The sequence below is a fragment of the Flavobacteriales bacterium genome (assembly GCA_013214975.1).
Classification (GTDB): domain Bacteria; phylum Bacteroidota; class Bacteroidia; order DT-38; family DT-38; genus DT-38.
Map to the genome: position 1 here is coordinate 1 of JABSPR010000069.1, position 2,308 is coordinate 2,308.

General features: G+C 37.8%; 2 protein-coding genes. Both read right to left on the minus strand.

Annotated elements, in window-relative coordinates:
• The coding region (locus HRT72_03350; protein NQY66744.1) for a formate--tetrahydrofolate ligase at positions 1-1,669 on the minus strand (1,669 nt) is incomplete at its 3' end.
• Between the two features lie 77 nt (positions 1,670-1,746).
• Complete coding sequence (locus HRT72_03355) at positions 1,747-2,268, minus strand: OmpA family protein (GenBank protein ID NQY66745.1); 522 nt, start codon at positions 2,266-2,268, stop codon at positions 1,747-1,749.
• Positions 2,269-2,308 lie beyond the last annotated feature (40 nt).

Genomic DNA, 2,308 nt, shown 5'->3' on the forward strand with positions numbered 1-2,308 from the left:
AAGAAAGACCGCTGATCTTACCGTCGTTGTCTATTGTCATGCCTTCAGAAGCTGGCGTTTCTGGTAAACCAGGCATACGCATCATGTTACCCAAAATAGGAATCACGAACCCTGCTCCTGCAGCAAATTCAAATTCTCTAACAGATACTCTAAAGCCTGTTGGTCTACCTAGTACGCTTTCGTTATCTGAAAATGATTTCTGCGTTTTCGCCATACAGATTGGTAATTTCTCCAATCCTAATGCTGCAATTCTCTTTAAACCTGATTCAGCTTTTTTAGAATAGTCAACACCATCAGCGCCATAAATCTCTCTCGCTATTGTTTCGATCTTTTCTTTTACCGGTGCACTCCAATCATACAATTGCTTAAACTCGCTTGCTCCGCTTTCTACTTCTTTCACAACCGCTTCAGCTAAGTCTGTCATTCCAGCTCCACCATCAGCAAAACCTTTTGCTTCAACAGCCTGTACGCTTATAGCCGAACACCTTTCTTTTATCAAAGCAACTTCTTCAGCAGTATCAGATGGGAAAGCATTGATTGCAACTACTGGGTTGAAACCAAATTTCTTCATGTTTTCGATGTGCTTCTCTAAGTTTGCAAATCCGTTACCAACTCGTTCAACACTTGCATCGTTATATTCTGCAGGTTTTGCTCCTCCGTGATGACGAAGTGCTCTAATCGTTGCTACAATCACAACTGCTTTTGGCTTAAGTCCACCTCCAACACATTTAATATCCAAGAATTTCTCTGCTCCTAAGTCAGCACCAAAACCTGCTTCTGTAACCACATAATCAGATAATGTAAGTCCCATCTTAGTAGCCAAAGTAGTATTTGTTCCTTGTGCGATATTCGCAAAAGGACCGCCATGGATAATAGCAGGATTACCTTCTAAAGTTTGTACTAAATTCGGATTAATAGCATCTTTCAACAAGATAGCCATTGCATTTTCTGCTTTCAAATCACGAGCATATATTGGCTTTTTGTCGAATGTTGTTCCTAAATATATATCGCCCAATCGTTTTTTCAAATCTTCAAAACTACTAGCCATACAAAGTATTGCCATTACTTCTGAAGCTGGTGTAATATTGAAACCACCTTGCCTAGGAATACCATTCCCTAAGCCACCTAAACCAAGCGTAATATCACGTAACGAACGATCATTCATATCCATTACACGTTTCCATCCAATTGTTCTTGGATCGATGTTTAAATTCTTTGTTTTTGATTGAAGGTTGTTATCCAACAATGCAGATAAAAGATTGTTTGCCTTTTCAATTGCTGAAAAATCACCTGTAAAGTGAAGATTAATATCTTCCATTGGTACAACTTGAGCAAAACCACCACCTGCAGCACCACCTTTTATTCCAAATACGGGTCCTAAAGAAGGCTCTCTTAATACTACTGTTGCTTGTTTACCAATTTTATTTAACCCTTCCGTTAATCCTATTGAAGTAGTTGTCTTTCCTTCTCCTGCTGGAGTTGGGGTAAGTGCAGTAACCAAAATCAAATTGTTTTGAGAAACTTTACTTTCATCAATCATTCTAATTGGAAGTTTGGCTTTGTACTTACCGTACATCTCCATATCATCTTCAGCAATATTTAATTTAGAAGCAATCTCTCTGATGTGCTCCATTTCATTTGCTTGGGCTATTTCTATATCGGATTTCATTTTTCTTTTTTAGTTAATTCGTACCGCAATCTAGTCAAATATAGAAGCATAACAAACTTCTATTAACTGGTTGAAAATTATTCCACTAGGAGTACATCTCCAGGGAAAATCTTATAGTCAATTAATTTATTCAACTTAACCAATCTATTTATACTGATAGAGAACATGTTACCAATAGACCAAACCGTTTGGTCTAGCTTAACCACATGCGTCTTAACCTTTTTATCAACAGGCTCTTTGATGATAACATTTATATCCCGGTTACCTTTTCCTATCAATTTAATTTCTGTTCTTCTATTCTGTTGATGCAAGAAATCCGAGCACTCTATCTCATTTGCGCAGCCATTCACCAAATTAGTTTCGCCTAAACCTATTGCTTTCATTCTCTCCACTCCAATTCCCTGTGTTTCTAAGTGAGCGAGAATCCATGCACTTCTCTTACGGGATAATTGATGATTATACCACGAAGGACCTTTGGAATCTGTATGAGATCTTATTTCAATTTTTAAAGTTGGTATATCTTTCAACAATTGCGCAAATAGATTCAGCGTCCCTTTTCCCTCGCCTTTTAGTTCATGTTCATCAAAACCATACGACATCTGGTTAATGTAGAACGTTCTAACACCAGCTACTTCAACT